Below are 25473 nucleotides of genomic sequence, written 5' to 3' on the forward strand. Positions count from 1 at the left end.
CCTGCGAAAACATGTACCAATAAGTGAGGATAAAGCCCTTGTCAGACATCGTCATCACCGCCGCCAAACGCACCGCCGTGGGCAGTTTCATGGGTGCGTTCGGATCGACCCCGGCGCACGAACTGGGGCGTCAGGCGATCATCGCCGCTCTGGCGCAGGCGGGCGTCGCGCCCGACGAAGTGGACGAGGTGATATTGGGTCAGGTTCTGACCGCCGCGCAGGGTCAGAACCCCGCGCGTCAGGCGGCCGTCAACGCGGGAATCCCGGTCGAACGCACCGCCATCGGCATCAATCAGCTTTGCGGATCGGGTCTGCGCGCCGTGGCGCTCGCGGCGCAGGCGATCCGCGCCGGTGACGCCAACATCATGATCGCGGGCGGCCAGGAAAGCATGTCGCTCGCCCCCCATGCGCAATATCTTCGCGCGGGTAGCAAGATGGGCAACGTCAGCCTCATCGACACGATGATCCATGATGGCCTGACCGACGCCTTCAACAATTATCACATGGGTATCACGGCGGAAAATCTGGCCGAAAAATATCAGATCAGCCGTGAAGCGCAGGACATCTTCGCCGTCGCCAGCCAGAACAAGGCCGAAGCGGCGCGTGCGTCGGGCCGCTTCGCCGATGAAATCGTGCCGATAACGATCAAGGGCCGCAAGGGCGACACCATCGTCGATCAGGACGAATATATCCGCGCAGGCGCGACCATCGAAGCGATGGAAAAGCTCAAGCCCGCCTTCAAGAAGGACGGCACTGTCACCGCAGCGAATGCCAGCGGCCTGAACGATGGCGCCGCCGCGCTGGTGCTGATGACCGCCGACAATGCCGCCAGACGGGGCGCGACCATCCTTGGCCGAATCGCGGGATTTGCGACCTGCGGCGTCGATCCTTCGATCATGGGCATCGGCCCTGCCCCGGCCAGCCGCAAGGCGCTGGAAAAGGCGGGCTGGTCGATCGCTGACCTCGACCTGATCGAGGCAAACGAAGCCTTCGCGGCGCAGGCGCTGTCGGTCGGCAAGGAACTGGGCTGGGACGCGGCAAAGGTGAACGTCAATGGCGGCGCGATCGCCATCGGCCATCCGATCGGCGCTTCGGGCGCGCGCGTACTGACGACATTGCTCTATGAAATGGCCAAGCGCGACGCGAAAAAGGGTCTTGCCACCCTGTGCATCGGCGGCGGCATGGGTGTCGCCATGTGCATCGAACGCTGATCTTGATTTGATGAAAAGGCCGCTGCTCTTGTCGGAGCGGCGGCCTTTTCCATGTCAGGTCTTGCGCCCCGCTCCACGACATCGGTCGGAACAATAGACGACCTGATCCCAGTCCCGCTCCCATTTCTTGCGCCAGGCAAAAGGTCGCTGGCATACAGGGCAGGTCTTGGTCGGCAAATCCCGCTTGGCGACGCCGCGTGGCATCGGAATTAGCGCCAGACCCGGTCGAACCGCGCGCCAAGGCCGGTCAGCAGTTCATATTGCGACAGGCCCGAAACGCGCGCTGCGTCCGGCAACGCATAGTCGATCGTCAGCCAGTCACCTTCCGCCACATCAGGTCGCGCGCCAACATCCACCGCGATCAAATCCATCGACACCCGCCCGACGACTGGCAACCGCACATCGTCCGCCCACGCTGCGCCCCGTCCTGAAAAACCGCGCAGATAACCATCGGCATAGCCCATGTTCAGGATGGCGATCTCCATGTCCATGCTGGCGCGATGCGTCGCATTATAGCCGATCGTATCGCCTGCCAGCACGCGCCGCCGCTGCAATATCTGTGCCTCCGGCGCGACGACGGGACGGATATGATCCCGCGCCCCCGCCCGCGCAACCCCGCCGTAGAGCGCCAGCCCCGGCCGCGTAAGGTCGAACGCATAGTCGGTCCCCAGGCAAATGCCCGCGCTGTTCGCCAGGCTATAGCGATCTGCCTGCACTGCTGCGCGCGCGCCCTGAAACCGTTCAAGCTGCGCGGCATTGAGCGGACTGTCCTCGTCCGCGCACGCCAGATGGCTCATCAGCGTCACGATCGACAGCCCGTCCGCCGTCGCTGCAACGTCGCTGCGCCAATCCAGCCCCAGCCGGTTCATGCCGGTATCGACCATCACGTCGCACGGCCCACCGCCCGCCTCGCGCCAGCGCGCCACCTGTTGCGGCGTGGACAGGGTCGGGCGGGCGCGGGAGGCCAACGCGCGTGCCATATCTTCGGCACGCACGCCATGCAGCACAGACAGGCTGACGTCATCCGACAGCAACGGCTCCAGCACCGCTGCCTCCGCCCAGTTCGACACGAAGAAATCCCGGCATCCAGCCCCAGTCAGCCGACGCATGACCTCGACCGCACCGACACCATAGCCATCCGCCTTGATCGCCGCCCCACATGCGGCGCTGCCGCCCTGCCCCGCCAGCCATCGCCAGTTGGACAGGAGCGCATCGCCATCAAGGGCAAGGCGCAGCGGAGCGATATAAGCAGTCATCCTCCCGCCGATAGCCTGCACAGGTTCAGGCGTCGAGAGGGCGGTGAGGCCTTTCGCGCGATCCTATTCCATCTCCAGGATAATCGCGTCCACCGCCAGACTCTCGCCCTGCGCCGCCGACACGGATTTCACCACGCCCGCTTTTTGCGCGCGCAGGATATTTTCCATCTTCATCGCTTCGATCACGGCGAGCGGTTGACCTGCTTCCACCTTATCGCCCTCTGCAACGTGCAGCGCGATCAGCAGGCCCGGCATCGGACAGATCAGGAAGCGTGACAGGTCCGGTGGGATCTTTTCGATCATATGGCTGGCATGGCGCGCGGCATGGGCGGGCAATATGCGCAGCTTGTGGCTCGCCCCATGGGCCGTCAGCACAAAGCCGGACCGGATCGGCGCAATGCGCACGGCCAGATCGTCCTCGCCAAACTCCGCCTCGATCAACCGGTCGCCGGGCGTATATTCCAGCGCCATGTCCATCGACTGCCCGTCGACCGTCACTTCATCGCCATCGATTTCGACATCATGAAGAACGTCGCCGATTTTCACCTGCCAGTCGGTAGGAGGAGGCAGGCGCTTGCCCAATTGCCCATCGATCCGTCGCGCGCGGTCGGCCTGCGCCATCGCGGCGAACGCCCCGATCGCGGCCAGCCGGGCAAGCAACTCGCCCGAAGCAGGCGCGCCCTGAAATCCATCGGGATATTCCTCCGCGATGAAGCCGGTCGTGATGTTGCCTGACCGGAACCGCTCATGCTGCATCAGCGCGGACACGAAATCGATATTATGCCCCGGCCCCTCAATCTCGAACCGGTCGAGCGCCGCGATCTGCTTGTCGATCGCCTCCAGCCGCGTGGGCGCCCAGGTAATCAGCTTGGCGATCATCGGGTCGTAGAAGATGGACACTTCGCCCCCTTCCTCGACGCCATCGTCTACCCGCACGCCGTCCAGCGCCTCGGGCGGATTGTAACGGATCAGGCGCCCGGTCGATGGCAGGAAACCGCGATAGGGGTCTTCGGCATAGACACGGTTTTCGATCGACCAACCGTTGATCTTTACCTCATCCTGCGTGAAGGCCAAGGCCTCCCCATTGGCGACACGGATCATCTGTTCGACCAGATCGACGCCGGTGATTTCCTCGGTCACAGGATGCTCAACCTGCAACCGGGTGTTCATTTCGAGGAAATAGAAACCCTCGCCCGTCGTGTCCGCGCCCGACACGATCAGTTCGACCGTCCCCGCGCTGAAATAGCCAACCGCGCGGGCCAGCGCGACGCACTGCTCACCCATAGCCTTGCGCATCTTGGGCGTGACGAAGGGTGATGGCGCTTCCTCCACCACCTTCTGGTGCCGACGCTGGATCGAACATTCGCGTTCGTTCAGATAGACGATATTGCCGTGCTGATCGCCCAATATCTGGATTTCGATATGGCGTGGGCTTTCGATGAACTTCTCGATGAACACGCGATCATCGCCAAAGCTGTTCAAGCCTTCGCGCTTGGTCGCCTCAAACCCTTCGCGCACGTCCTGCTCGTCATAGGCCAGCCGCATCCCCTTGCCGCCGCCGCCCGCCGATGCCTTCATCATCACCGGATAGCCGATCTCGTTGGAGATACGCACGGCATGTTCGGTATCGTCGATGACACCGACGAATCCCGGCACGACATTGACCCCAGCGGCCAGCGCCAGTTTCTTGGACTCGATCTTGTCGCCCATCGCCGCAATCGCATTGGCGGGCGGGCCGACGAAGATGATGCCTTCCGCGTCCAGCGCCTTACGGAAACTCTCCCGCTCCGACAGGAAACCATAGCCCGGATGAACCGCGTCCGCGCCGGTCGCCTTGCACGCCGCGATGATCTTGTCGGCAATCAGATAGGACTGGGCAGCGGGCGACGGGCCGATATGCACCGCCTCGTCCGCCATCAATACATGGGGCGCACGCGCATCGGCATCGGAATAGACCGCAACGGTCTTTATGCCCATCTTCTTCGCGGTCCGCATGACCCGGCACGCAATTTCGCCACGGTTCGCGATCAGGATCTTGGTGATTGCCATTATATTCCCTGTCCCAGTCCAAATATCTATGTCCGTTCGGGCTGAGCAAAGTCCAAGCCTTCACCTGAACTTTACTTCGCTAATCGCGAACGATTGTGGTTACCTGCGCCAGATCAGCGCTTTGAGTTCCTTGGTCCGCGCATGCGTCAACCGTTCCTTGCACTGCGCCGCCGCCATCGGCTGCATCGACCCACCGGCAAATTCTCCCGCTGCGATCACGCATTGCCTATCGCGATAGGCCAGCCACGCCCGCTGGCTTGCCAGCAACGCAGCCGCATAGCCAAACCCGCCGCCGCGCGACGTGTCACGCGCATCCAACCGCTTCATCGCCGCTTGAGTGACCTTCCACTGCCGCGTCATAGCCGCATCGGCGCTGGCATAGGCCTGCGCCGCGCATTGCGTCATCTGGCTTTGCGTTTGCGCATTGGCGCAGCTTGCCGCTGCGGCGAGCAGGATCAGGAGCATGGCGCAACCTCACCCATACCCGTCATACCGGACTTGATCCGGCATCCCGGTTCTTTCGCGCGCAACGCCAGAATAACAGCGGGACCCCGTATCAAGTCCAGGGTGACGAGGGTGGGCGCCTGGATCATTCCGCCGCCAAAGCCTCCATCGTAACCTTCACCTCAGCCTGCATCGGCACGACGCCCAGCTTGGCGAACAGCGTCGCGTCCGCATTGTCGCCCGCGTTCGCGGTCGTCAGCAACTTGTCGCCGGTGAAGATGCTGTTCGCGCCCGCCATGAAGCACAGCGCCTGACACGCATCCGACATGCTCTCACGCCCCGCGCTCAATCGCACCATGCTCTCCGGCATCACGATCCGCGCTACCGCGACAGTGCGCACGAACTCGATCTCGTCAATCTTGGCCAGCGGCGTGTCGGCCAGCATATCGCCCAGCACCGTGCCCTTGACCGGGACCAGCGCGTTGATCGGCACGCTCTGCGGATGGGTCGGCAGCACCGCCAGCGCATGCAGGAAGCCTACACGATCTTCGCGCGTCTCGCCCATCCCCACGATCCCACCGGAACAGACGTTGATACCCGAATTGCGGACATTCTCCAGCGTTTCCAGCCGGTCGTCGAACGTCCGGGTGGTAATCACCTTCTCATAATGCTCAGGCGAAGTGTCGATATTATGGTTGTAATAATCGAGGCCCGCATCGGCCAAAGTCTTGGCCTGTTTTTCGTCCAGCATCCCCAGCGTCATGCAGGTTTCCATGCCCATCTGGCGCACGCCCTGCACCATCTGGACGATGGCGGGCATGTCCCGCTCCTTGGGGTTACGCCATGCCGCACCCATGCAGAAACGCGAAGACCCTGCGTCCTTCGCCTGCGCCGCCGCCTGCATCACCGCCTGTACGCTCATCAGCTTTTCAGCCTTCAGCCCGCTTTCCGCCGACGCAGACTGATTGCAGTAACCGCAATCCTCCGGGCAGCCGCCGGTCTTGATCGACAGCAGCGTGGAAAGCTGCACCTCATTACGCGGGAAATTCGCACGGTGGATCGACTGCGCCTCGAACATCAGATCGTTGAAGGACAGGTCGAACAAAGCGGCGATTTCGGCGCGGGTCCAGTCGTTACGGGCGATTGTCATGGCGTTCATTCCCTACCTCCGTTCGGGCTGAGCGAAGTCGAAGCCTTCCGCTGAGCGAAGCGAAGCGTCACGCCTTCGACAAGCTCAGGCGGCCCCTTCGACAAGCTCAGGGCGAACGGATTTGTAGTCATTATCATGCGGCTTCCTCTATCCCCGCAGGGGGCATGTTGTGGCCGAGCAGGCGCAGCACATCGGCGGCGCACTCCACGACGTTGGACCCCGGTCCATAAATGCCCTGAACCCCCGCGTCACGAAGGAAGTCATAATCCTGCGGTGGTATGACCCCGCCTGCGATCACCTTGATGTCCGTCCGCCCCGCCTCACGCAGCTTGGCGACCAGTTCTGGGATCAATGTCTTGTGGCCAGCGGCCAGAGACGAAGCGCCCACCACATCGACGTCGCTCTGCAACGCCAGCACCACCGTTTCGTCCGGCGTCTGAAACAGCGGTCCCGACACGACATCGAACCCCATGTCGCCGAAAGCCGACGCGATGATGTTGGCGCCCCGATCGTGCCCATCCTGCCCCATCTTGGCGACGAGGAGTTTGGGTTTGCGACCGAGGCGCCGCTCGACGGCCTGCACGCCGTCAAGTACCTGTTGCCACCGGCTGTCGCCAGCATAGGGCGCGCCATAGACGCCCTTCACCGGCGTCGGCTGCGTGCCATAACGATCGAAACTTTCCTCCATGGCAGAGGAAATTTCGCCCAGCGTCGCGCGCGCGCGCGCTGCCTCAACCGCCAGGGCGAGCAGATTATTGTCCAGGCTGGAAGGCTTGGCCGCACCATCACGCAGCGCCTGCAACGCCGCCTGACACGCGGCGTCGTCGCGCTCTGCTTTCACGCGGTTGATCCGCGCGATCTGCCCTTCGCGCACCTTGGCATTGTCGATGTCCAGCGTTTCGAGGAAATCCTCGCTCGCCAGCCGATATTTGTTCACGCCAACGATCACATCGTCACCGCGATCGACCCGCGCCTGCCGCGCCGCCGCCGCCGTTTCGATCATCGCCTTGGGCCATCCTGCGGCGACGGCCTTGGCCATGCCGCCATCGGCCTGCACCTTGTCGATGATCGCCTGCGCGGCATCGACCAGTTCCTGCGTCAGCGCCTCGACATAATAGCTGCCACCCAGCGGATCGACCACCTTGGTCATACCGGTTTCTTCCTGAATCACGATCTGCGTGTTGCGCGCGATCCGGGCGGAAAAGTCGGTGGGCAGCGCGATCGCTTCATCCAGCGCGTTGGTGTGCAGCGACTGGGTGCCGCCCAGCATCGCGGCCATCGCCTCGATCGTGGTCCGCATGACGTTATTATAGGGGTCCTGCTCGGTCAGCGACACGCCCGACGTCTGGCAATGGGTGCGCAACATCTTGGACCGCTCATCCTGCGCGCCCAGCGTCGTCATCGCCCGATGCCACAACACCCGCGCCGCACGCAGTTTGGCGATCTCCATGAAGAAGTTCATGCCGATCGCGAAGAAGAAGCTCAGGCGGCCGGCAAACTTGTCGATGTCCAGCCCGCTCGCCACGCCATATTTCACATATTCCATGCCGTCCGCGATGGTGAAGGCCAGTTCCTGCACCTGCGTCGCGCCTGCTTCCTGCATATGATAGCCGGAAATGGAGATGCTGTTGAACTTGGGCATCTCGCGGCTGGTATAGCCGAAAATATCACTGATGATCCGCATCGACGGTTCGGGCGGGTAGATATAGGTGTTGCGGACCATGAACTCCTTGAGGATGTCGTTCTGGATCGTCCCGTCGAGCAGCTTGCGATCGACGCCCTGCTCCTCCCCCGCCACGATGAAAAACGCCAGGATCGGGATCACCGCGCCGTTCATCGTCATGGAAACCGACATCTTGTCGAGCGGAATCCCGTCGAACAAAATCTTCATATCCTCGATCGTGTCGATCGCCACGCCCGCCTTGCCGACGTCGCCGGTGACGCGCGGATGGTCGCTGTCATAACCGCGATGGGTGGCCAGATCGAACGCGACGCTCAACCCCTTCTGCCCCGCCGCCAGATTGCGGCGATAGAAAGCGTTGGATTCCTCCGCCGTCGAAAAGCCCGCATATTGCCGGACGGTCCACGGACGCCCCGCATACATGGACGCGCGCACGCCGCGCGTGAATGGCGCAAAGCCCGGCAGGCCCGGATCGACCGTCACGTCCTCGGCGGTATAGAGCGGCTTGACGTCGATCCCTTCCGGGGTCGCCCACGTCAAATCCTTGCCCTTCACTTCCTTGGCAGCAGCAGCAGCCCATTGGTCCAGCGTTGGCTTCTCGGTCATCCCAGTCCCTATCTAATCGTCACCCCGGACATGATCCGGGGTCCCGCTGCCTTCGACCCGCTCGCATAAGAAGCGGAATGCCGGATCAATTCCGGCATGACGACATAATCAATGTCCGGTTTCGCCCTTCGGCGTCTCCATAATTTCGGTCAGCACCCCGTTCATATCCTTGGGATGCACGAAGAAAATCGGCGTCCCATGCGCTCCAATCCGCGGCTCACCCAACACCCGCGCGCCCTTGGCCTCGAACCATGCCTTGGCCTCAAGAATGTCAGCCACTTCATAACACATATGATGCTGCCCCCCGGCCGGGTTCTTGGCGATGAACGCAGTGATCGGCGACGTCGCATCGAACGGCTCGATCAACTCGATCTGCGTCCCCGCCGTGCCACCTTCGCCCGGCGTATCGACAAAACACACCTTCACCCCCTGCGCAGGCAGGTCGAACGGTTCATGAATCTTCGTCGCGCCCATCACATCGCGATAATAAGCGATGCTCTTTTCAAGGCTGGGCGTGGCAACCCCGATATGATTGAGCCGACCGAGTTTCATGCCCCCAATCCTCCCCTGCAAGGGGAGGTGGCTGGCAAAGCCAGACGGAGGGGTGTCCCCCCATCGAGAGCGTAACACCCCTCCACCATTCGCTTCGCGAACGGTCCCCCTCCCCCTGAGGGGGAGGATTGAGAAACATATTCGAGTTTCATCTAGCGTTCCTAAATTTCGTCATTCCCGCAAGGCAGGAATGACGGACCTTAGTTAAAGCGGAATATTGTCATGCTTCTTCCACGGATTCTCCAGCGCCTTGTTACGCAGCTTCCGCAGGCCCAGCGCGATCCGTCGCCGCGTAGAGTGCGGCTGGATCACCTCGTCGATAAAGCCTTTTGACGCGGCCACGAATGGGTTCGCAAAGCGCGCCTCATATTCTGCGGTCCGCTCGGCAATCTCGTCCGCCGTCTTGCCGCGAAAAATAATCTCCACCGCGCCCTTGGCCCCCATCACCGCGATCTCCGCAGTCGGCCAGGCATAGTTCAGATCGCCGCGCAAATGCTTGGAGGCCATGACGTCATACGCCCCGCCATAGGCTTTGCGCGTGATGATCGTGATTTTCGGCACGGTGGCTTCGGCATAGGCGAACAGCAGTTTCGCGCCATGCTTGATAATGCCATTATGCTCCTGCGCCGTCCCCGGCAGAAAGCCCGGCACATCCACCAGCGTCACGATCGGTATCTCGAACGCATCGCAGAAACGCACGAAGCGCCCCGCCTTCTTGGACGAATTAATGTCCAGCACGCCCGCCAGCACCATCGGCTGGTTCGCGACGATACCGATGGTGCGCCCTTCGACCCGCCCGAAACCGCACAATATGTTCCCGGCATGGGCTGGCTGCACTTCAAAGAAGTCGCCCTCGTCCACGATCTTGCGGATCAGTTCGTGCATGTCATAGGGCTGGTTGGCATTGGCGGGGATCAGCGTATCCAGGCTCGGCTCGATCCGGTCCCAAGGGTCCGCGCTTGGACGCTCCGGCGCTGGCTCCTTATTGGACGCGGGCAGGAAGTCCACGAAATCGCGCACCGCCAGCAGCGCTTCGATGTCATTCTCGAACGCCACATCGGCCACACCGGATTTGGTGGTGTGCGTCACCGCACCGCCCAGTTCCTCCTGCGTCACCACCTCGTTCGTCACCGTCTTGACCACGTCCGGCCCGGTCACGAACATGAAACTGCTATCCTTCACCATGAAGATGAAGTCGGTCATCGCGGGCGAATAGACTGCGCCGCCCGCGCACGGCCCCATAATCACGCTGATCTGCGGCACGACGCCCGACGCCAGCACGTTGCGCTGGAAAATCTCCGCATAGCCGCCAAGGCTGGCCACACCTTCCTGAATCCGCGCGCCGCCACTATCGTTCAGGCCGATCACCGGCGCACCGACCTTCAGCGCCATATCCATGATCTTGCAGATTTTCATCGCGTGCCGTTCGGACACCGCGCCGCCATAAACGGTGAAATCCTGACTGAACAGGAACACCAGCCGCCCATTGATCGTGCCCGATCCGGTGACCACGCCGTCGCCGGGAATATGCTGGTCGTCCATCCCGAAATCGGTGCAATTATGCTCGACATACATGTCCAGCTCTTCGAAGCTACCTTCATCCAGCAGCACCTCGACCCGCTCGCGCGCGGTCAGTTTGCCCTTGCCATGCTGCGCGTCGATCCGCTTCTGTCCGCCACCCATACGGGCCGCTTCCCGCTTGGCATCCAGCTGTTCGATAATGGCGAGCTTCGACATAGATAGGTCTCTCCGGTTGTGGCACGGACGTCTTATAGCGCCCCTCTTCCCATCTTTGCATTTTTTCGCAAATGCGAATTTGCTAATTTGCAAATCACGACTTCGCAAATTAGGAACGGTCCGACGGTTCATTTGGCGCCGTGAGGAGCTTCATCATGGCACGCGGCAATCGCATCTTCGCAGGACCACGGCTGCGCCAACTGCGGCTCGAACACCGCATGGATCAGGCGACGATGGCGCAGGCGTTGGGCATCTCCGTATCCTACCTGTCGCAGATGGAAAATGACGACCGCCCCCTGACCGCGAAGGTCAAGGCGGCGCTGGCCAACGCTTTTCCCACCGACTGGGCCAGCTTCGACGCGCGTGAGGATGAGCAGATGCTGGGCGCGTTCACCTTCGCGCTGGGCCACCCCGAATTGCCCGGCCCCGCGCTGGAACCGGAACGGATCGAAAAGCTGCACCTGCAATTCCCCGAATTTGCCGCCCGTTACCTCGATCTTTACAACGCTCATCTGCGCGCCAACGAACGCATCAACATGATTGAGGAAGCGATCGGCAACGACAGCACTGTGCAGGCGCGCCTGCCATGGGAAGCGGCGCGCGACTGGTTTCACGAAGCGGGCAATTATGTCCACAGCCTCGACTGCCTGGCCGAAGACATGGCCGCCCATTTCACCGCCGGGCAGACGCTGGACGAGGGCATGCTGGTGGAGGCGCTGGCCCGTCGGCACGGCATCGAAACGCTGATCGCCGACACGCCCGACAGCGCGCTGCGATCGTACAGTCCCGCCGACCGCCGCCTCTTCGTCAACGCTGCGCTACCCACCGAAAGCCGCAAGTTCATGCTCGCCCATCAGCTCATGATGCTGGAGGGGCAAGCCGTGATCGCCGACGTGGTGAACAAGGCCGCCCTGCCCGTGGTCGGCGCGGACCGGCTGCTTGCCGTGGGCCTCGGCAATTATGCAGCCGGCGCACTGCTCATGCCCTACGCCCCCTTCCGCGAAGCCGCCCGCACGATGCGCCACGACATCGATCGGCTCGCGCGAACCTTCGGCGTCAGTTTTGAGCAAGCCTGCCATCGCCTCTCCACGCTCCAGCGGCCCGGCCTGCGCGGCATCCCCTTCTTCTTCTGCCGCGTCGACATGGCAGGCAACATCACGAAAAGGCACAGCGCCACCCGCCTGCAATTTGCCCGTTTCGGCGGCGCATGCCCGCTGTGGAACGTCCATGAGGCAGTCGCCATTCCCGACCGGATCAACGTGCAACTGGGCGAAACCCCCGACGGCGTGCGCTATGTGTCGATGGCCAAGGGGCTGGTGAAACCGTCGGGCAGCTACAGCCGCACGCCCCGACGCTTCGCCGTCGTGCTGGGTTGCGAAACCGCGCACGCCGCCAATTTCGTCTATGCCGATGGCCTGCAACTGGAAGTGGAGGGGGCGGCCACCCCGATCGGCATCACCTGCCGCCTGTGTTCACGGCAAAGCTGCGACCAGCGCGCCTTTCCACCTGCCGACCGCCCCATCCATGTCGATCCCGACAATCGCCAGATCGTGCCTTATTGGATCGAATGATGCGCATGTCAGCGTCGACGCCAGCTTGCGGAAAGCGGCCCTGTCGCACGTCATGGTCGTCAGATAGGAACTATTCATGACCGCCATCGCGCTTATCTCCCCCGCCACTATCGCCCTGTCCGCGAAGATGGCTGCTGATGGTTATGCGCGCATCGACGGCACAGAGATGCTGGCGCGGCTAAACGCCGATACAACGTCGTGGCAATCGTTCGCCGATAGCTGGAATGACCTCGGCCCCGATCTCTACATGGCGGATGGGGGACGCTATCGCCGCCGCCGCCACGCCGCCTTTGCCTGCGATCATGGCGCGATCATCCGCAAGCCCGACCAGCCCCATTATCAAAGCCGCGACTATAACGCCCTGAACGGCGACGTGCAGCGCTGGTTCTCTCCCGTGGAGGCCGCCACGATCGACAATCCGGTCAGCCGCGCGATCTTCGCCTTCTGCGCCCATCAGTTCGATCCCGCCGCCCACCGCCGCTGGCATGTCGAAATGCACCAGTTCCGGATCGAGGCGAAGCCGGACGAGGCCGGCCGACCCACGCCCGAAGGCCTGCATCGCGATGGCGTTGATTGGGTCTTCGTCATGCTGGTGGAACGGCGCAATGTCCGCGAAGGCGTCACCCGCATCGGCGCGCCCGACGGCACGGCGCTGGGCGAATTTACCCTGGCCGCGCCCGGCGACGCGATGCTGATCGACGATCATCGCATCCTGCACGGCGTCACGGAAATTCACCCGCAAGACCCAGCCCAGCCCGCCTTGCGCGACGCGCTGGTGGTTACGTTCGTGGGAGAGGGGTAATACTCCCTCCGTTCGTTTCGAGCGAAGTCGAGAAACCTAGGCCAGTGCTGGCGGCTTCTCGACCCTGATCTGTCCTGAGCGCCTGCCATGGCAGGCAGTTGAAGGATTCGAAGCGAACGGGTTTAGAAAGTCATTCCCCCTCACCCAAAGCCAGCTCGATCAGCGCCATGGTGGATGGATCGAAGCCCTTGGCCCCATCCGCCTCGATCGACTTGGCGATCTCCTTGCCCAATTCCACGCCGAACTGGTCGAACGGGTTGATGCCCATCAGCACGGCATTGGCAAAGGTCCGATGCTCATAGAAAGCGATCAGCGCGCCCAGCACATGCGGCGTCACGTCCTCCAGCAATATCGTCGTCGAAGGCCGATTGCCCGGATAGGCGCGCGCAGGGTCGGCATCATTGGCCTTCCCCTGCATCAACGCTGCCCCCTGCGCGAAGCAGTTGACCAGCAGCGCGCGGTGATGCGCCGGGTCCAGCGTATGACCCTGCTCGATCGACGCGATGAACTCCACCGGCGTAATGATCGTCCCCTGATGCAGCAGCTGGAATACGGCATGCTGTGCATCCGTACCGACCCCGCCCCAGGTGATCGCCGCGCTCGGCCCATCGACCGGCGACCCGTCGGTCTGCACCGACTTGCCGTTGCTCTCCATCTCCAACTGCTGAAGGTAGGATGGCAGCAGCGCCAGCCGCTCGTCATAGGCGAACACTGCGCGGGTCTGGCATCCCATGACGCGCGTATAATATTGGTCCACGAAAGCTGCGATCAGCGGCGCATTCTCGCGCGGGTCCGACAGACGGAAATGGCGGTCCATCTCGGCTGCGCCTTCCAGCAGGCTCTCGAACGCATCCCAGCCCAGCGCCATGGCAGCAGGAAACCCAATCGAGGACCAGAGCGAATAACGCCCGCCCACGCTCTCGGCGAACGGCAGGATGCGCGTTTCATCCACGCCCCATTCCATCGCCTTGTCCGGCGCAGCGGTCAGCGCGATGACGCGGCCATAAGGGTCGTCCACCCCGGCCTCGACCATCCAGTTGATCGCACTCGCCGCGTTCAGCATCGTCTCGCTGGTGGTAAAGGTCTTCGACGCGATCGCGATCAGCGTAAATTGCGGGTCGAACCCGTCCATCGCCCGCTCCAGCGCAGTGCCATCGACATTGGACACGATCGCCACGTCATAGCGCACACCATCGCCATCCAGCGCATCGACGATCAGATTGGGACCAAGCGCCGACCCGCCAATCCCGATGTGCAGGATGTGGCGGATTTCGCCCAGCGCCCCGGCCTCGATCGCGTCGATCAGGCCGCGCATCCGCGCATGCAGCATCTTGGCATGGGCCACGCTGTCGGCATTGCCCTCGCCCCGCTCGGCGGGATGTTCGGCCGCGCGCCCTTCCGTATTGTTGACCGCTGCGCCTGCAAACAGCGCGTCGCGTCGCCTAGCAAACCCCTGCTCGTCAGTCAGCGTCAAAAACGCGTCCATCAATGCATCGGTCAGATGCGTCTTGGACCAATCGAAACGGATCGCGCCCTGCGTCATCACCAGCTTGGACAGCCGATCGGGATCGGTGGTGAAAATCGACTTGAGGTCCGGCTGGGGAAGCGCGGCGATGGCCGCCAGTGCAGGGCTGGTCATGGTATATCCTTCTTGCAGTTGATCGACACCGACGCTGCACCGGTCGATTCTCCCTATCATTACCCAATATGATGACGCTTTGCATCGTCAAGGTCATGCTTGACCTGCCGGGCGACAGGCCTCAAAAGCCGCTCCGGCCGCGCTGTCGGCACATTCAAAGGACGTGACGGACACCCATGACTGCAAAATCGGAAACGCGGGACTTCCTCTGGTTCCTCGCAAAGCTGGGGCTGTTCGTCTTCATCCTGCGCAGCTTCATCATATCGCCCTTCAATATTCCTTCCGAATCCATGCAGCCGCGCCTGCTGATCGGCGACTATCTGCTGGTGGCGAAATGGCCCTATGGCTATTCACGCTATTCGCTGCCCTTCGGCATTCCGCTGATCCCCGGTCGCATTTTCTCCACCCTGCCCCATCGCGGCGACGTGGCGGTGTTCAAGGCGCCACCGACGCAGAAGAACGACTATATCAAGCGCGTCATCGGCCTGCCCGGCGACATGATCGCCGTGCGCGCAGGCACCGTCTATCTCAACGGTCAGGCGATCCCCAAGCAGAAGGTCGCCGACCTCGTCATCCCCGTGACGCAGAACATGCTCGACGCCGCCGCCAAGGAAGGCGCGGTCTCCCCCTGCTATCGTCCTGATTTTGAGGAACCGGCTGCAGGCGGCGGCAAGCAATGCCGCTATCCCCAGTATCGCGAAACCCTGCCAGCGACGAAGGATGTTCCGGCCAAAAGCTACAACGTCCTCGACCTCGTGCCGGACGGCGCGGCGGACGATCGCGAAACCGTGCTGGTGCCTGAAGGCCATCTGTTCATGATGGGCGACAATCGCGACCGCAGCGCCGACAGCCGCTTCCCCGCAGTCGAAGGCGGCGGCATCGGCCTCGTCCCGCAGGAAAATCTTGTCGGCAAGGCGCTGATCTCCGTCTTCTCGACTGACGGCAGCGCGCACTGGTTGCTCCCGTGGACATGGATTTCAGCCGCACGCTTCAACCGCATCGGGGAAGGTTTTTGACGGCAGCAGCGCCCAGGCCGGACACGGCAGGCTGGCTGAAGGCGCTGATCGGTCGCGTCCCGCACCAGCCTGAACGGTTTGCCCAAGCGCTCACCCATGGCAGCGCGAAGGCCGACAATTACGAGCGGCTGGAATTTCTGGGCGACCGCGTGCTGGGCCTGACCGTCGCCGAATGGGTCTATGAACGCTATGCGGGCGAACCCGAAGGCAAGCTGTCCCGGCGCTTCAACGCGCTGGTATCGGGCGAAACCTGCGCGGCCGTCGCCCGCACGGCGGGCGTGCCCACTCATCTCGTGCTGGGCAAACAGGCGCGGGACGACGGCGCGGCGGACAGCGACAATGTGCTGGGCGACGTCATGGAGGCGCTGATCGGCGCGCTCTATCTGGAGGCTGGGCTGGACGAAGCGCGCGCGCTCGTCCGTCGCCTCTGGGCCGACCGCGTCGATACGCAGACAGCCGCCCCCCGCCATCCCAAATCCGCGCTGCAGGAATGGGCCGCCGCCAACAAGCGCAAGCCCCCCGAATATGAAATGAAGGACCGCTCCGGCCCCCACCACGCCCTGCGCTTCATTGTCTCCGTGTCCATCAAGGGCGTAGGCGAAGCCAGCGCGGACGGCGGATCGAAACAGGAAGCGGAAACGGCAGCGGCAGCGGCGTTGCTGGAAAAGCTGGCGCGGTGACTCCCCCACCTCCGTTCGCCCTGAGCTTGTCGAAGGGTCTTACTTGTTCTTAAAAATATTTCATGTCGTTCTGGACCTACCTCCTTCACTGCGCAGACCGCAGCTTCTACGTCGGCCACACCGACAATCTCGAAACGCGCATTGCGCAGCATGAAGCAGGCGAAACCCCTGGCTACACCCAAACGCGCCTGCCGATAAAACTGGTCTGGTCCCAATCGTTCGGCTCGCGTATGGAGGCGCTCGAAGCCGAACGGCAGATCAAGGGCTGGAGCCGGGCGAAGAAGCTGGCGCTGATCCGCGAGGACTGGACGTTGATTTCTACATTGGCGAGATCTCGCAAAGAAAAGTAATGCCCTTCGACAAGCTCAGGGCGAACGGAGTGTTATTTGACGATAGATACAGGTCCCCATCGCTGCGGCGTCATCGCCGTCGTCGGCGCGCCCAATGCGGGCAAATCGACACTGGTCAATGCGCTCGTGGGCCAGAAGGTCGCGATCACCAGTGCCAAGGCGCAGACCACGCGCACGCGTGTCATGGGCGTCGCGATCGAGGGGGACGCGCAGCTGGTGCTGGTCGATACGCCCGGCATCTTCGCGCCCCGGCGTCGGCTTGACCGCGCGATGGTGCAGGCCGCATGGGGCGGCGCGCAGGGCGCGGACCTGATCGCAATGGTCGTGGACGGTCGCGCCGGGCTTGGTCCCAAGCTGGAACCGATCATCGAATCCTTGAAGCATCGCACCGAGCGCAAGTGGCTGATCCTCAATAAGGTCGATATCGCCATCAAGGAAAAGCTGCTGCTCCATACGCAGCGGCTGACCGAGAAGCTGGACATCGCCGAAACCTATTTCGTATCTGCCCAGACCGGCGATGGCCTGCCCGAACTCAAGGCCGCTTTTGCCGCCGCGATGCCAGCGGGGCCATGGCATTTCCCCGAAGACCAGGTGTCAGACGCGACAGACCGGATGCTGGCCGCCGAAATCACGCGCGAACAACTCTATCATCAACTCCACGCCGAACTGCCCTACGCCGCCGCTGTCGATACCGAACAATATAAGGAGCGCGCGGACGGATCGGTCGAAATCCACCAGCAAATTCTGGTAGGCCGCCCCACCCAGCGCGCGATCGTGCTGGGCAAAGGCGGGCAGCGCCTCAAAGAAATCGGCTCCAAAGCCCGCGCCGAACTCGCGACCCTGCTGGGCGTCAAGGTCCACCTCTACCTGCATGTCAAGGTGAAGGAAGACTGGGAAAACGATCGCGGCATCTACCGCGACATCGGCCTGGACTGGGTGGAGTAAGGCCACCCCGTGTTCCCGCGCAGGCGGGAACCCAGTCCACACGTCACAGCTGGATTCCCGCCTACGCGGGAACACGCACGGCCTTACTCCCCCACTCCCGTCATGCCAGCGCAGGCTGGCATCTCTCTTCTTCGTGGCGCAACGACACAAGAGAGATCCCAGCCTTCGCTGGGATGACGAATAGAAAAGCCTACTCCGCCGCTTTCTTCTTCGCAGGCGCTTTCTTAACCGCCGGTTTCTTCACCGTCTCGCCATCTTTTTTGGCCGCAGGCTTCTTCGCCGCCGCCTTCTTGGGCGCGGCCTTCTTCTTCGCGCCCTTCTTGGCAGGCGCCGCCGCCGCCCGCGCGTCGATCAACTGCGCGGCTTCCTCCAGCGTCAGTGCATCCTTGTCCACCGTCTTGGGCAAGGTCGCATTGGTCGTGCCATCGGTGACATAAGCGCCATAGCGCCCCTCCATCAGCTTGATCTCAAGCTCGGTACGCGGATGCGCGCCCAGTACCTTCAACGGCTCGCGGCCCGCACTGCGTGGCCCGCGCTGCGCCGCCTCGGCCAGCTTCACGACCGCGCTATTCATGCCGACCTCGAAAATCTCCGCCGTATTGGCCAGCCGCCCATATTTGCCATCGTGCAACAGGTACGGACCAAAGCGCCCGATATTCGCCACGATCGGCAAGCCCGTTTCCGGGTGCAGTCCCACCTCGCGCGGCAGGCTCAGCAGCTTCACGCCCCAATCCAGTGTCAGTTCGCCATCCGGCAGATCCTTGGGGATCGACCCGCGCTTGGCCTCCTTGCCCTCGCCCATTTCGATATAGGGACCAAAGCGGCCGGATTTCCTGACGATGTCCTGTCCGGTCTCTGGATGCTGCCCCAAAACCTCCGGCCCGGTATCCGCGCCGCCATCCGCGCCGCCCGGCTGTCCGAACTTGCGGGTATATTTGCACTCAGGATAGTTGGAGCAGGCGATGAACGCGCCAAACCGCCCCCCACGCAGCGACAATTGCCCATCCGCGCACAGCGGGCAGGCGCGCGGATTGCTGCCGTCCGCACGCGGCGGGAACAGCATCGGTTCCAGAAACTTGTCCAGCGCCGCCGTGATGTCGCTCGGCTTCTGCTCCATGACTTCGGCGGTCTTGGGCTTGAAATCCTTCCAGAAGGCTTCCAGCACTGCCTGCCACTGCGCACGGCCACCCGACACATCGTCCAACTGGTCTTCAAGGCCAGCGGTAAAATCATAGGACACATAGCGTTCAAAGAAGCGTTCCAGAAACGCCGTCACCAACCGCCCGCTTTCCTCGGCGAAGAAGCGGTTCTTCTCGATCCGCACATAGTCGCGGTCTTTGAGCACCTGCAAAGTGGACGCATAGGTGGACGGACGCCCGATCCCCAGTTCCTCCAGCCGCTTGACCAGCGATGCTTCCGAATAGCGCGGCGGTGGCTGCGTGAAATGCTGGTCCGCCGTCACCTTCTTCTTGGCGGGCGCGTCGCCCTGCGCGATGCGCGGCAATAGTTTGGAATCGTCATCCTCGCTGTCGTCGCGGCCTTCCTCATACAGCGCCAGAAAGCCGGGGAAGATCACAACCTGCCCCGTCGCGCGCAGCGTATGGCTGCCCGATCCGTCCACCATGTCGATCGTCGTCCGTTCCAGCCGCGCCGACGCCATCTGGCTCGCCAGCGCCCGCTTGAACACCAGATCATAGAGGCGCGCATGGTCGCCCGACCCCGCCTTGTCGCGATTAAACTCTGTCGGACGAATGGCCTCATGCGCTTCCTGCGCATTCTTGGCCTTGGTCTGATACTGGCGCGGCTTTTCGGGCAGATACCCGCCGTCATAGCGTTCCGCGATCGCCTTGCGCGCGGCGGAAATGGCGCTGCCATCCATCTGCACGCCATCGGTTCGCATATAGGTGATCGCGCCGTCTTCATACAGTTGCTGCGCGATCCGCATCGTGTGGCTCGCCGAAAAGCCCAGCTTGCGCGCCGCTTCCTGCTGCAATGTCGATGTGGTGAAGGGCGGCGGCGGATTGCGGGTGAGCGGCTTGGTTTCGACCTTCTCGACCGTAAAGCGTCCGGCTTCCACATCGGCCTTGGCGGCCATCGCGTCGCCTTCCTTGCCGATGGTCAGCCGCTCGATCTTCTCGCCTTTCCACCGGACGAGGCGCGCGGTGAACGCCGTGCCATCCTGCTCCATTTCAGCGGCAACCGACCAATATTCCTGAGCGACGAAGGACTCAATCTCCCGCTCGCGTTCGACCACCAGCCGCAAAGCGACCGACTGCACGCGACCGGCCGACTTGGCGCCCGGCAACTTGCGCCACAACACGGGCGACAGGGTGAAACCGACCAGATAGTCGAGCGCCCGCCGCGCGCGATATGCGTCGATCAGATCCTCGTCCAGCGCGCGCGGCTTGGCCATCGCGTCCAGCACCGCCGCTTTGGTGATCGCGTTGAACGTCACCCGGTCCACGACAGCAGGCAACGCTTTCTTGGCGCGCAGCACTTCCTGCACATGCCAGCTTATCGCTTCCCCTTCGCGATCAGGGTCAGTCGCGAGGATCAGGCGCGTCGCCTTCTTGGCCGCGTCCGAAATGGCCTTGAGCTGCTTGCCCTTGTCGCCATAATTTTCCCACGACATCGCAAAGCCGTCGTCCGGGTCCACCGATCCGTCCTTGGCGGGCAGGTCGCGAATATGGCCGTAACTGGCCAGGACATGGAAATCCCCGCCCAGATATTTCTCGATGGTTTTCGCCTTGGCCGGCGATTCAACGATGACAAGCTGCATTTTGGCCCCGAAATTTATGCCTCACACGTATGCGCGAGTCTGAAAGGCGATGACGGCGGGCGTCAAGCGGTGCGTTGATTAGGGGAGAAGCGGGGCGTTGGCCAGCGCCTTCCCATCCCTGTGGGTCGCGCCGATATGATCCTGCCCCTGCGCCACGGCCCGTTGTTGCTGCCGATGCCGTTCGCGATAGCCCGCCCGCTGCGCATCGCTGCGCTCGCCATGGCAGGCGGGACAACTGACGCCCTCCTCATAGAGCGGCGACGCGCGATCCGTTTCCGACACCGGCCTGCGACACGCATGACAGATGAGATGCGTCCCCTGCGCCAGCCCATGGACCACCGTCCCGCGCTGGTCGAACACGAAACATTCGCCCTGCCACAGGCTCTCGGCCTCCGGCACGGTTTCCAGATATTTCAGGATGCCGCCTTCCAGATGATAGACATCGTCCACCCCCTGCGCCCTGACGAATGCCGTCGCTTTTTCGCACCGTATCCCGCCGGTGCAGAACATCGCGACTTTCCTGCCCTCGCTCCGCAACGCTTCGCTGTTCGCGCGAAACCATTCTGGGAAATCCGCAAAGCTCTGCGTCCCCGGATTGATCGCCCCGGCGAACGTACCGACCGCCACTTCATAATCATTGCGCGTATCGATGACGATCGTGTCAGGGTCGGCGATCAAAGCGTTCCAATCCTGCGCCGTGACATAACGCCCCGCATCCTTCACCGGGTCCAGATCCGGCTGCCCCATCGTGACGATCTCCGGCTTGATCCGAACCTTCATCCGATGGAAAGGCATGGTCGCCGCGCGCGAAAACTTGACCGCAATGTCCGCGCAGCCCGGCAACCCGCGTATCTCCGCCAACACCGCATCAATCGCGCTATCGCCCCCAGCGATCGTCCCGTTGATCCCCTCGCGCGCGATCAGCAGCAGCCCTTTGATCCCCAGCGAACAGCATAAAGCCGCCAACCGCGCCTTGATCGCCGGGCAATCGTCGAACGTCGTAAAATGATACAGCGCCGCAACCCGGATCGGCATGTCACTCACCGCAAACTCACCCGTCCGCCCGCCAGCCGATCCAGCCGCTCGGCCAGTTCCAGTTCCAGCAAAACTGTCTGCACCACTGCAGGCGACAACGCAGACAGGCGGATCAGTTCGTCCACCGGCACCGGCGCATGGCCCAGCAGCGCGAAGACGGCATCCCGCTCCCCCGCCGCCACATCGCTCGACACTGGCTCGCCTGCAAAATCAAGGCTGCCCTGACGCACCATACGCGGGTCGATATGGCCCACCGCCTCCAGCACATCGGCGGCACTCTGTACCAATATCGCGCCTTCACGGATCAACTGGTTGCACCCCTGCGCGCGCGGATCGAGCGGCGATCCCGGCACCGCCATCACCTCACGCCCCGCCTCACCTGCCAACCTTGCCGTAATCAGCGACCCGGATTTGGGCGCCGCCTCCACCACCACGGTCCCCACGCTCAATCCCGCGATGATCCGGTTGCGCGCCGGAAAATGCCGAGCGAGCGGCTGTACGCCGGGCGGATGCTCCGTCACCAGCAGCCCCTGCTCGGCAACCTGCCCCTGCAAAGCTGCATTTTCCGGCGGAAACACGACATCCAGTCCGCAGGCGATGACGCCGATCGTCCCGCTATCGACCGACCCCATATGCGCCGCCGTGTCTATGCCCCGCGCCAGTCCCGACACGACCACCGCCCCGCGCTGCCCCAGATCCTGTGCCAGCACCCTGGCGAACCGCACCGCCGCCGCCGACGCATTGCGCGCGCCGACCATCGCGATACATTGCCTCGCGCTCAACGCCGCATCGCCCCGTATGATCAACGCAGGCGGCGCGCCGTCCATCTGGTCGAGTAAGGCAGGATAGTCCGCATCCCCCATCAACAGGTATCGCGCACCCAGCGCTCTCGACGCCGCAATCTCCCGCTCGACAGCACCCGCATCCGCAACGCTCGCCTTGCCCCCGCCCCGCGCCGCAAGGTCCGGCACGGCGCGCAACGCTGCCCCCGCCGTACCAAAGCGCGCCATCAACTGCCGATAGGTAACAGGTCCGATTCGCGGCGATCGAATGAGCCGCAGCCGGTCGAACCGTTCCGCCTCGCTCACGTCTTGTCGGCCCCGATCTTCGGCTCCGTGCCGCGCATCAACCGCGCGATATTGGCGCGATGCCGCCACAGCAGGATCAGCGCCATCGCCATCGCAACCGGCACCAATTCGATCCGCCCCATGAACCATAAGGCGATCGGCGCGCTCACCGCCGCCGCCATGCCGCCGACCGATGACCATTTCGTCCCGAACAATGCGCCCAGCCACACGATCGCGAACAGGATTCCCGCCGGCCAGTACAACGCCGTCACCACGCCCATCATCGTCGCCACACCCTTGCCACCTGCAAAGCGCAGCCACACCGGATAGCAATGGCCGATAAACGCCATCGCGCCTGCCATCGGCCCGCCGCCATCGACCAGAGCCGCGCCGATCTGCACCGCTACCACGCCCTTCAGCAGGTCGAGCAGCAACGTCGCCGCCGCCAGCCCCTTGCGCCCCGTCCGCAACACATTGGTCGCGCCGATATTGCCCGACCCGATCTGCCGCAAATCGCCTGCGCCGGTAAAGCGCGTCAGCAGCAGCCCGAACGGAATGGAGCCAAGCAGATAGCCAAGGACAAGAACGAACGCAGGAATCAGCCAGGGAGGAGTCATGAATGTCGCCAATAGGAGTGGGGCGCGACCATAGCGTGACAGCCGCGTGGAGCAATGCGGATGTTGACACTCCTGCCCCAGCCCGCGACATGTCGCCCCATGACGGTCGCACCCAACGCCCCCATCCTCTTCTTCGATTCCGGCGTCGGCGGCTTGTCCATCCTCGCCCCCGCCCGTGCCGCGCTGCCCACTGCGCCCATCATCTATGCCGCCGACAGCGCAGGCTTTCCCTATGGCACCAAGAGCGAGGATGAAATCGCCGCGCGCGTCCCCGCGCTGCTCGGTCGCCTCGTGGAGCGCTACCGGCCGCGCCTTGCCGTCATCGCCTGCAACACTGCCTCCACCATCGCGCTCCGTCACGTCCGCGCCGCGCTCGACATACCGGTCGTCGGCACCGTCCCCGCGATCAAACCCGCCGCGCTCCTGTCCAAAAGCCGCGTATTCGGCGTACTCGGCACCGACGCAACCGTGCGCCAGCCTTATGTCGATCGCCTCGCCGCCGAACATGGCGCTGACTGCATCGTCCTGCGCTACGGCAGCGGCGCGCTGGTCGCGCTGGCCGAGGCGAAGCTGCGCGGGCAACCGCTCGACCCAGCCGTGGCGCGCGGCGCGCTGGCTGGCCTGCTGGACCAGCCGGGCGGCGATCGCATGGACGTCGTCGCACTCGCCTGCACCCATTTCCCGCTGGTGGAACCCGAACTGGCCGCCGCCGCGCCGCACCCGATAATCTTCGTCCACGGTGGCGAAGGCATCGCCCGTCGCATCGCTTTCCTGACGCAGGGCCAGCCCTGGCCCGCCCACGCCACCGCTGGAACGGCCGTCTTCACCCGCGTGGACGACGACATTCTTACCCTCGCCCCCGCGCTCGCCCGCTACGGCCTCGACCGCATCGAACAGCTATGATCTGGACCCATAGGACAAAAGGTCCGATGGCCATGATCGATAATGTCCCTATATCTGCGAGCGGTTAGCGCTGGTAATGGCGCGCATCTGCCGGTAAACGCCGCAATCGATGAGGATGCGGACCAGCAAGGATTGGGCGAGCGTGAACTACAAACATATCTTTGCGCAGGCGATTGACCGTCTCCATGAAGAGGGTCGCTATCGGGTGTTCATCGACATCCTGCGCAATCGCGGCTCCTTCCCCAACGCGCGCTGTTTTCACGGCCATAACGGTCCCAAGCCCATCGCGGTCTGGTGTTCCAACGACTATCTCGCCATGGGCCAGCATCCCAAGGTCGTCGCCGCGATGGAAGAGGCGCTGCATGATGTCGGCGCAGGATCGGGCGGCACCCGCAACATCGGCGGCAACACCCATTATCATGTCGATCTGGAAGGCGAACTGGCCGACCTGCATGGCAAGGAAGCAGCCCTCCTCTTCACTTCGGGCTATGTCTCGAACGAAGCGACGCTCTCCACATTGGCCAAGCTGCTGCCCGGCTGCATCGTCTTTTCCGACGAATTGAACCACGCCAGCATGATCGCGGGCATCCGCAATTCCGGCTGCGAAAAGCGCGTCTTCCGCCACAATGACATCGATCATCTGCGCGAACTGCTGGAGGCCGAAGACCCTGAAGCGCCCAAGCTGATCGCCTTTGAGAGCGTCTATTCGATGGACGGTGATATCGCGCCGATCGCGGAAATCTGCGACCTGGCGGATGAATTCAACGCGCTGACCTATCTCGATGAAGTTCATGCGGTCGGCATGTATGGCGCGCGCGGCGGCGGCATTTCCGAACGGGACAAGGTGGCTCATCGCCTGACCATCATCGAAGGCACGCTGGGCAAGGCATTCGGCGTCATGGGCGGCTATATCGCTGCCGACCAGATGATCGTCGATGTCATCCGCAGCTATGCACCCGGCTTCATCTTCACCACGTCCCTGTCCCCCGTGCTGGTCGCAGGCGTGCTGGCCAGCGTGCGCCACCTCAAAGGCTCCACCGAGGAACGCGAAGGGCAACAGGCCTCCGCCGCATTGCTCAAGCGCCTGATGGCCGAAGCGGGCCTACCGGTCATGCCATCGGTCACGCATATCGTGCCCTTGATGGTCGGCGATCCGGTCAAGGCCAAGCGGATCAGCGACATATTGCTTGCCGAATATGGCGCCTACGTCCAGCCCATCAACTATCCCACCGTACCACGCGGCACCGAACGCCTGCGCTTCACCCCCGGCCCCGCCCACACCGAAGCGATGATGCGCGATCTGGTGTCAGCACTGGTGGAAATCTGGTCGCGCCTGGAACTGGAACTCAAAGAACGCCGCGCAGCCTGACCACTGTTCCCCGG

Annotated in this window: 22 protein-coding genes; 9 read left to right on the top strand and 13 right to left on the bottom strand. The window is 63.1% G+C overall.

Going from position 1 to position 25473, the window contains the following annotated elements; genetic code table 11:
• The first annotated feature begins 38 nt into the window (after positions 1 to 38).
• On the top strand, positions 39 to 1211 hold the full coding sequence (locus WA070_RS12925) for an acetyl-CoA C-acetyltransferase (RefSeq protein ID WP_422634335.1): 1173 nt from the start codon (positions 39 to 41) through the stop codon (positions 1209 to 1211).
• A 54-nt stretch (positions 1212 to 1265) separates the two neighbouring features.
• On the opposite strand, the gene WA070_RS12930 is transcribed toward WA070_RS12925, so the two are convergent.
• The 8 genes from WA070_RS12930 to WA070_RS12965 all read right to left on the bottom strand — a co-directional run bounded on the left by WA070_RS12930 (position 1266) and on the right by WA070_RS12965 (position 10686).
• Positions 1266 to 1415, bottom strand: coding sequence for a DUF2256 domain-containing protein (locus WA070_RS12930; protein ID WP_422634336.1), 150 nt, complete (start codon positions 1413 to 1415; stop codon positions 1266 to 1268).
• A 5-nt stretch (positions 1416 to 1420) separates the two neighbouring features.
• The gene (gene alr, locus WA070_RS12935; RefSeq protein ID WP_422634337.1) at positions 1421 to 2467 is read right to left on the bottom strand and encodes an alanine racemase; all 1047 of its coding nucleotides are present in this window, start codon (positions 2465 to 2467) and stop codon (positions 1421 to 1423) included.
• 63 nt (positions 2468 to 2530) lie between these two features.
• Positions 2531 to 4516 carry a biotin carboxylase N-terminal domain-containing protein gene (locus WA070_RS12940; protein WP_422634338.1) on the bottom strand — a complete coding sequence of 662 codons (1986 nt, stop codon included), beginning with the start codon at positions 4514 to 4516 and terminating at the stop codon, positions 2531 to 2533.
• A gap of 99 nt (positions 4517 to 4615) precedes the next feature.
• A complete protein-coding gene (locus WA070_RS12945) occupies positions 4616 to 4981 on the bottom strand; it encodes a lysozyme inhibitor LprI family protein (RefSeq protein ID WP_422634339.1) in 366 nt (121 codons plus the stop codon).
• 124 nt (positions 4982 to 5105) lie between these two features.
• On the bottom strand, positions 5106 to 6119 hold the full coding sequence (gene bioB / locus WA070_RS12950; protein WP_422634340.1) for a biotin synthase BioB: 1014 nt from the start codon (positions 6117 to 6119) through the stop codon (positions 5106 to 5108).
• Between the two features lie 124 nt (positions 6120 to 6243).
• Positions 6244 to 8397 carry a methylmalonyl-CoA mutase gene (gene scpA / locus WA070_RS12955; protein WP_422634341.1) on the bottom strand — a complete coding sequence of 718 codons (2154 nt, stop codon included), beginning with the start codon at positions 8395 to 8397 and terminating at the stop codon, positions 6244 to 6246.
• A gap of 108 nt (positions 8398 to 8505) precedes the next feature.
• Positions 8506 to 8949 carry a methylmalonyl-CoA epimerase gene (gene mce, locus WA070_RS12960; protein ID WP_422634342.1) on the bottom strand — a complete coding sequence of 148 codons (444 nt, stop codon included), beginning with the start codon at positions 8947 to 8949 and terminating at the stop codon, positions 8506 to 8508.
• Between the two features lie 204 nt (positions 8950 to 9153).
• A complete protein-coding gene (locus WA070_RS12965; RefSeq protein WP_422634343.1) occupies positions 9154 to 10686 on the bottom strand; it encodes an acyl-CoA carboxylase subunit beta in 1533 nt (510 codons plus the stop codon).
• A gap of 155 nt (positions 10687 to 10841) precedes the next feature.
• Between WA070_RS12965 and WA070_RS12970 the strand changes: the two genes are divergently transcribed.
• Together WA070_RS12970 and WA070_RS12975 are read left to right on the top strand one after the other, a co-directional pair.
• Positions 10842 to 12257 carry a helix-turn-helix domain-containing protein gene (locus WA070_RS12970; RefSeq protein ID WP_422634344.1) on the top strand — a complete coding sequence of 472 codons (1416 nt, stop codon included), beginning with the start codon at positions 10842 to 10844 and terminating at the stop codon, positions 12255 to 12257.
• A gap of 76 nt (positions 12258 to 12333) precedes the next feature.
• Positions 12334 to 13059: a 2OG-Fe dioxygenase family protein gene (locus tag WA070_RS12975; protein ID WP_422634345.1), complete on the top strand. Its 726-nt coding sequence runs from the start codon at positions 12334 to 12336 to the stop codon at positions 13057 to 13059.
• A gap of 130 nt (positions 13060 to 13189) precedes the next feature.
• On the opposite strand, the gene pgi is transcribed toward WA070_RS12975, so the two are convergent.
• Positions 13190 to 14698: a glucose-6-phosphate isomerase gene (pgi, locus tag WA070_RS12980; protein WP_422634346.1), complete on the bottom strand. Its 1509-nt coding sequence runs from the start codon at positions 14696 to 14698 to the stop codon at positions 13190 to 13192.
• A gap of 176 nt (positions 14699 to 14874) precedes the next feature.
• Between pgi and lepB the strand changes: the two genes are divergently transcribed.
• The 4 genes from lepB (at position 14875) to era (ending at position 17689) form a co-directional block, all read left to right on the top strand.
• Positions 14875 to 15714, top strand: coding sequence for a signal peptidase I (lepB, locus tag WA070_RS12985; protein ID WP_422634347.1), 840 nt, complete (start codon positions 14875 to 14877; stop codon positions 15712 to 15714).
• Entirely contained in the window at positions 15669 to 16394 is a 726-nt protein-coding gene (gene rnc, locus WA070_RS12990) for a ribonuclease III (protein ID WP_422634348.1), read from the top strand. Before lepB ends, rnc begins: the two co-directional genes overlap by 46 nt.
• Before the next feature lie 62 nt (positions 16395 to 16456).
• Entirely contained in the window at positions 16457 to 16744 is a 288-nt protein-coding gene (locus tag WA070_RS12995; RefSeq protein WP_422634349.1) for a GIY-YIG nuclease family protein, read from the top strand.
• A gap of 36 nt (positions 16745 to 16780) precedes the next feature.
• Positions 16781 to 17689: a GTPase Era gene (gene era / locus WA070_RS13000; RefSeq protein ID WP_422634350.1), complete on the top strand. Its 909-nt coding sequence runs from the start codon at positions 16781 to 16783 to the stop codon at positions 17687 to 17689.
• Between the two features lie 190 nt (positions 17690 to 17879).
• Here the strand turns inward: era and topA are convergent, their stop codons facing one another.
• From topA to plsY, 4 genes are all read right to left on the bottom strand, one after another.
• A complete protein-coding gene (topA, locus tag WA070_RS13005; protein ID WP_422634351.1) occupies positions 17880 to 20468 on the bottom strand; it encodes a type I DNA topoisomerase in 2589 nt (862 codons plus the stop codon).
• 78 nt (positions 20469 to 20546) lie between these two features.
• Positions 20547 to 21503, bottom strand: a complete 957-nt coding sequence (locus tag WA070_RS13010; RefSeq protein WP_422634369.1) for a rhodanese-related sulfurtransferase — start codon at positions 21501 to 21503, stop codon at positions 20547 to 20549.
• 5 nt (positions 21504 to 21508) lie between these two features.
• The gene (gene dprA / locus WA070_RS13015; protein WP_422634352.1) at positions 21509 to 22591 is read right to left on the bottom strand and encodes a DNA-processing protein DprA; all 1083 of its coding nucleotides are present in this window, start codon (positions 22589 to 22591) and stop codon (positions 21509 to 21511) included.
• The gene (plsY, locus tag WA070_RS13020) at positions 22588 to 23187 is read right to left on the bottom strand and encodes a glycerol-3-phosphate 1-O-acyltransferase PlsY (RefSeq protein WP_422634353.1); all 600 of its coding nucleotides are present in this window, start codon (positions 23185 to 23187) and stop codon (positions 22588 to 22590) included. The genes dprA and plsY overlap by 4 nt, the downstream gene beginning before the upstream one ends.
• 99 nt (positions 23188 to 23286) lie before the next feature.
• Between plsY and murI the strand changes: the two genes are divergently transcribed.
• Together murI and hemA are read left to right on the top strand one after the other, a co-directional pair.
• Positions 23287 to 24090 (top strand): glutamate racemase, encoded by an 804-nt coding sequence (gene murI, locus WA070_RS13025; protein ID WP_422634354.1) that lies wholly within the window; start codon positions 23287 to 23289, stop codon positions 24088 to 24090.
• Positions 24091 to 24232: 142 nt separating this feature from the next.
• Positions 24233 to 25459 carry a 5-aminolevulinate synthase gene (gene hemA, locus WA070_RS13030; RefSeq protein ID WP_422634355.1) on the top strand — a complete coding sequence of 409 codons (1227 nt, stop codon included), beginning with the start codon at positions 24233 to 24235 and terminating at the stop codon, positions 25457 to 25459.
• Positions 25460 to 25473 lie beyond the last annotated feature (14 nt).

This window comes from Sphingobium sp., assembly GCF_049304695.1.
Classification (GTDB): domain Bacteria; phylum Pseudomonadota; class Alphaproteobacteria; order Sphingomonadales; family Sphingomonadaceae; genus Sphingobium.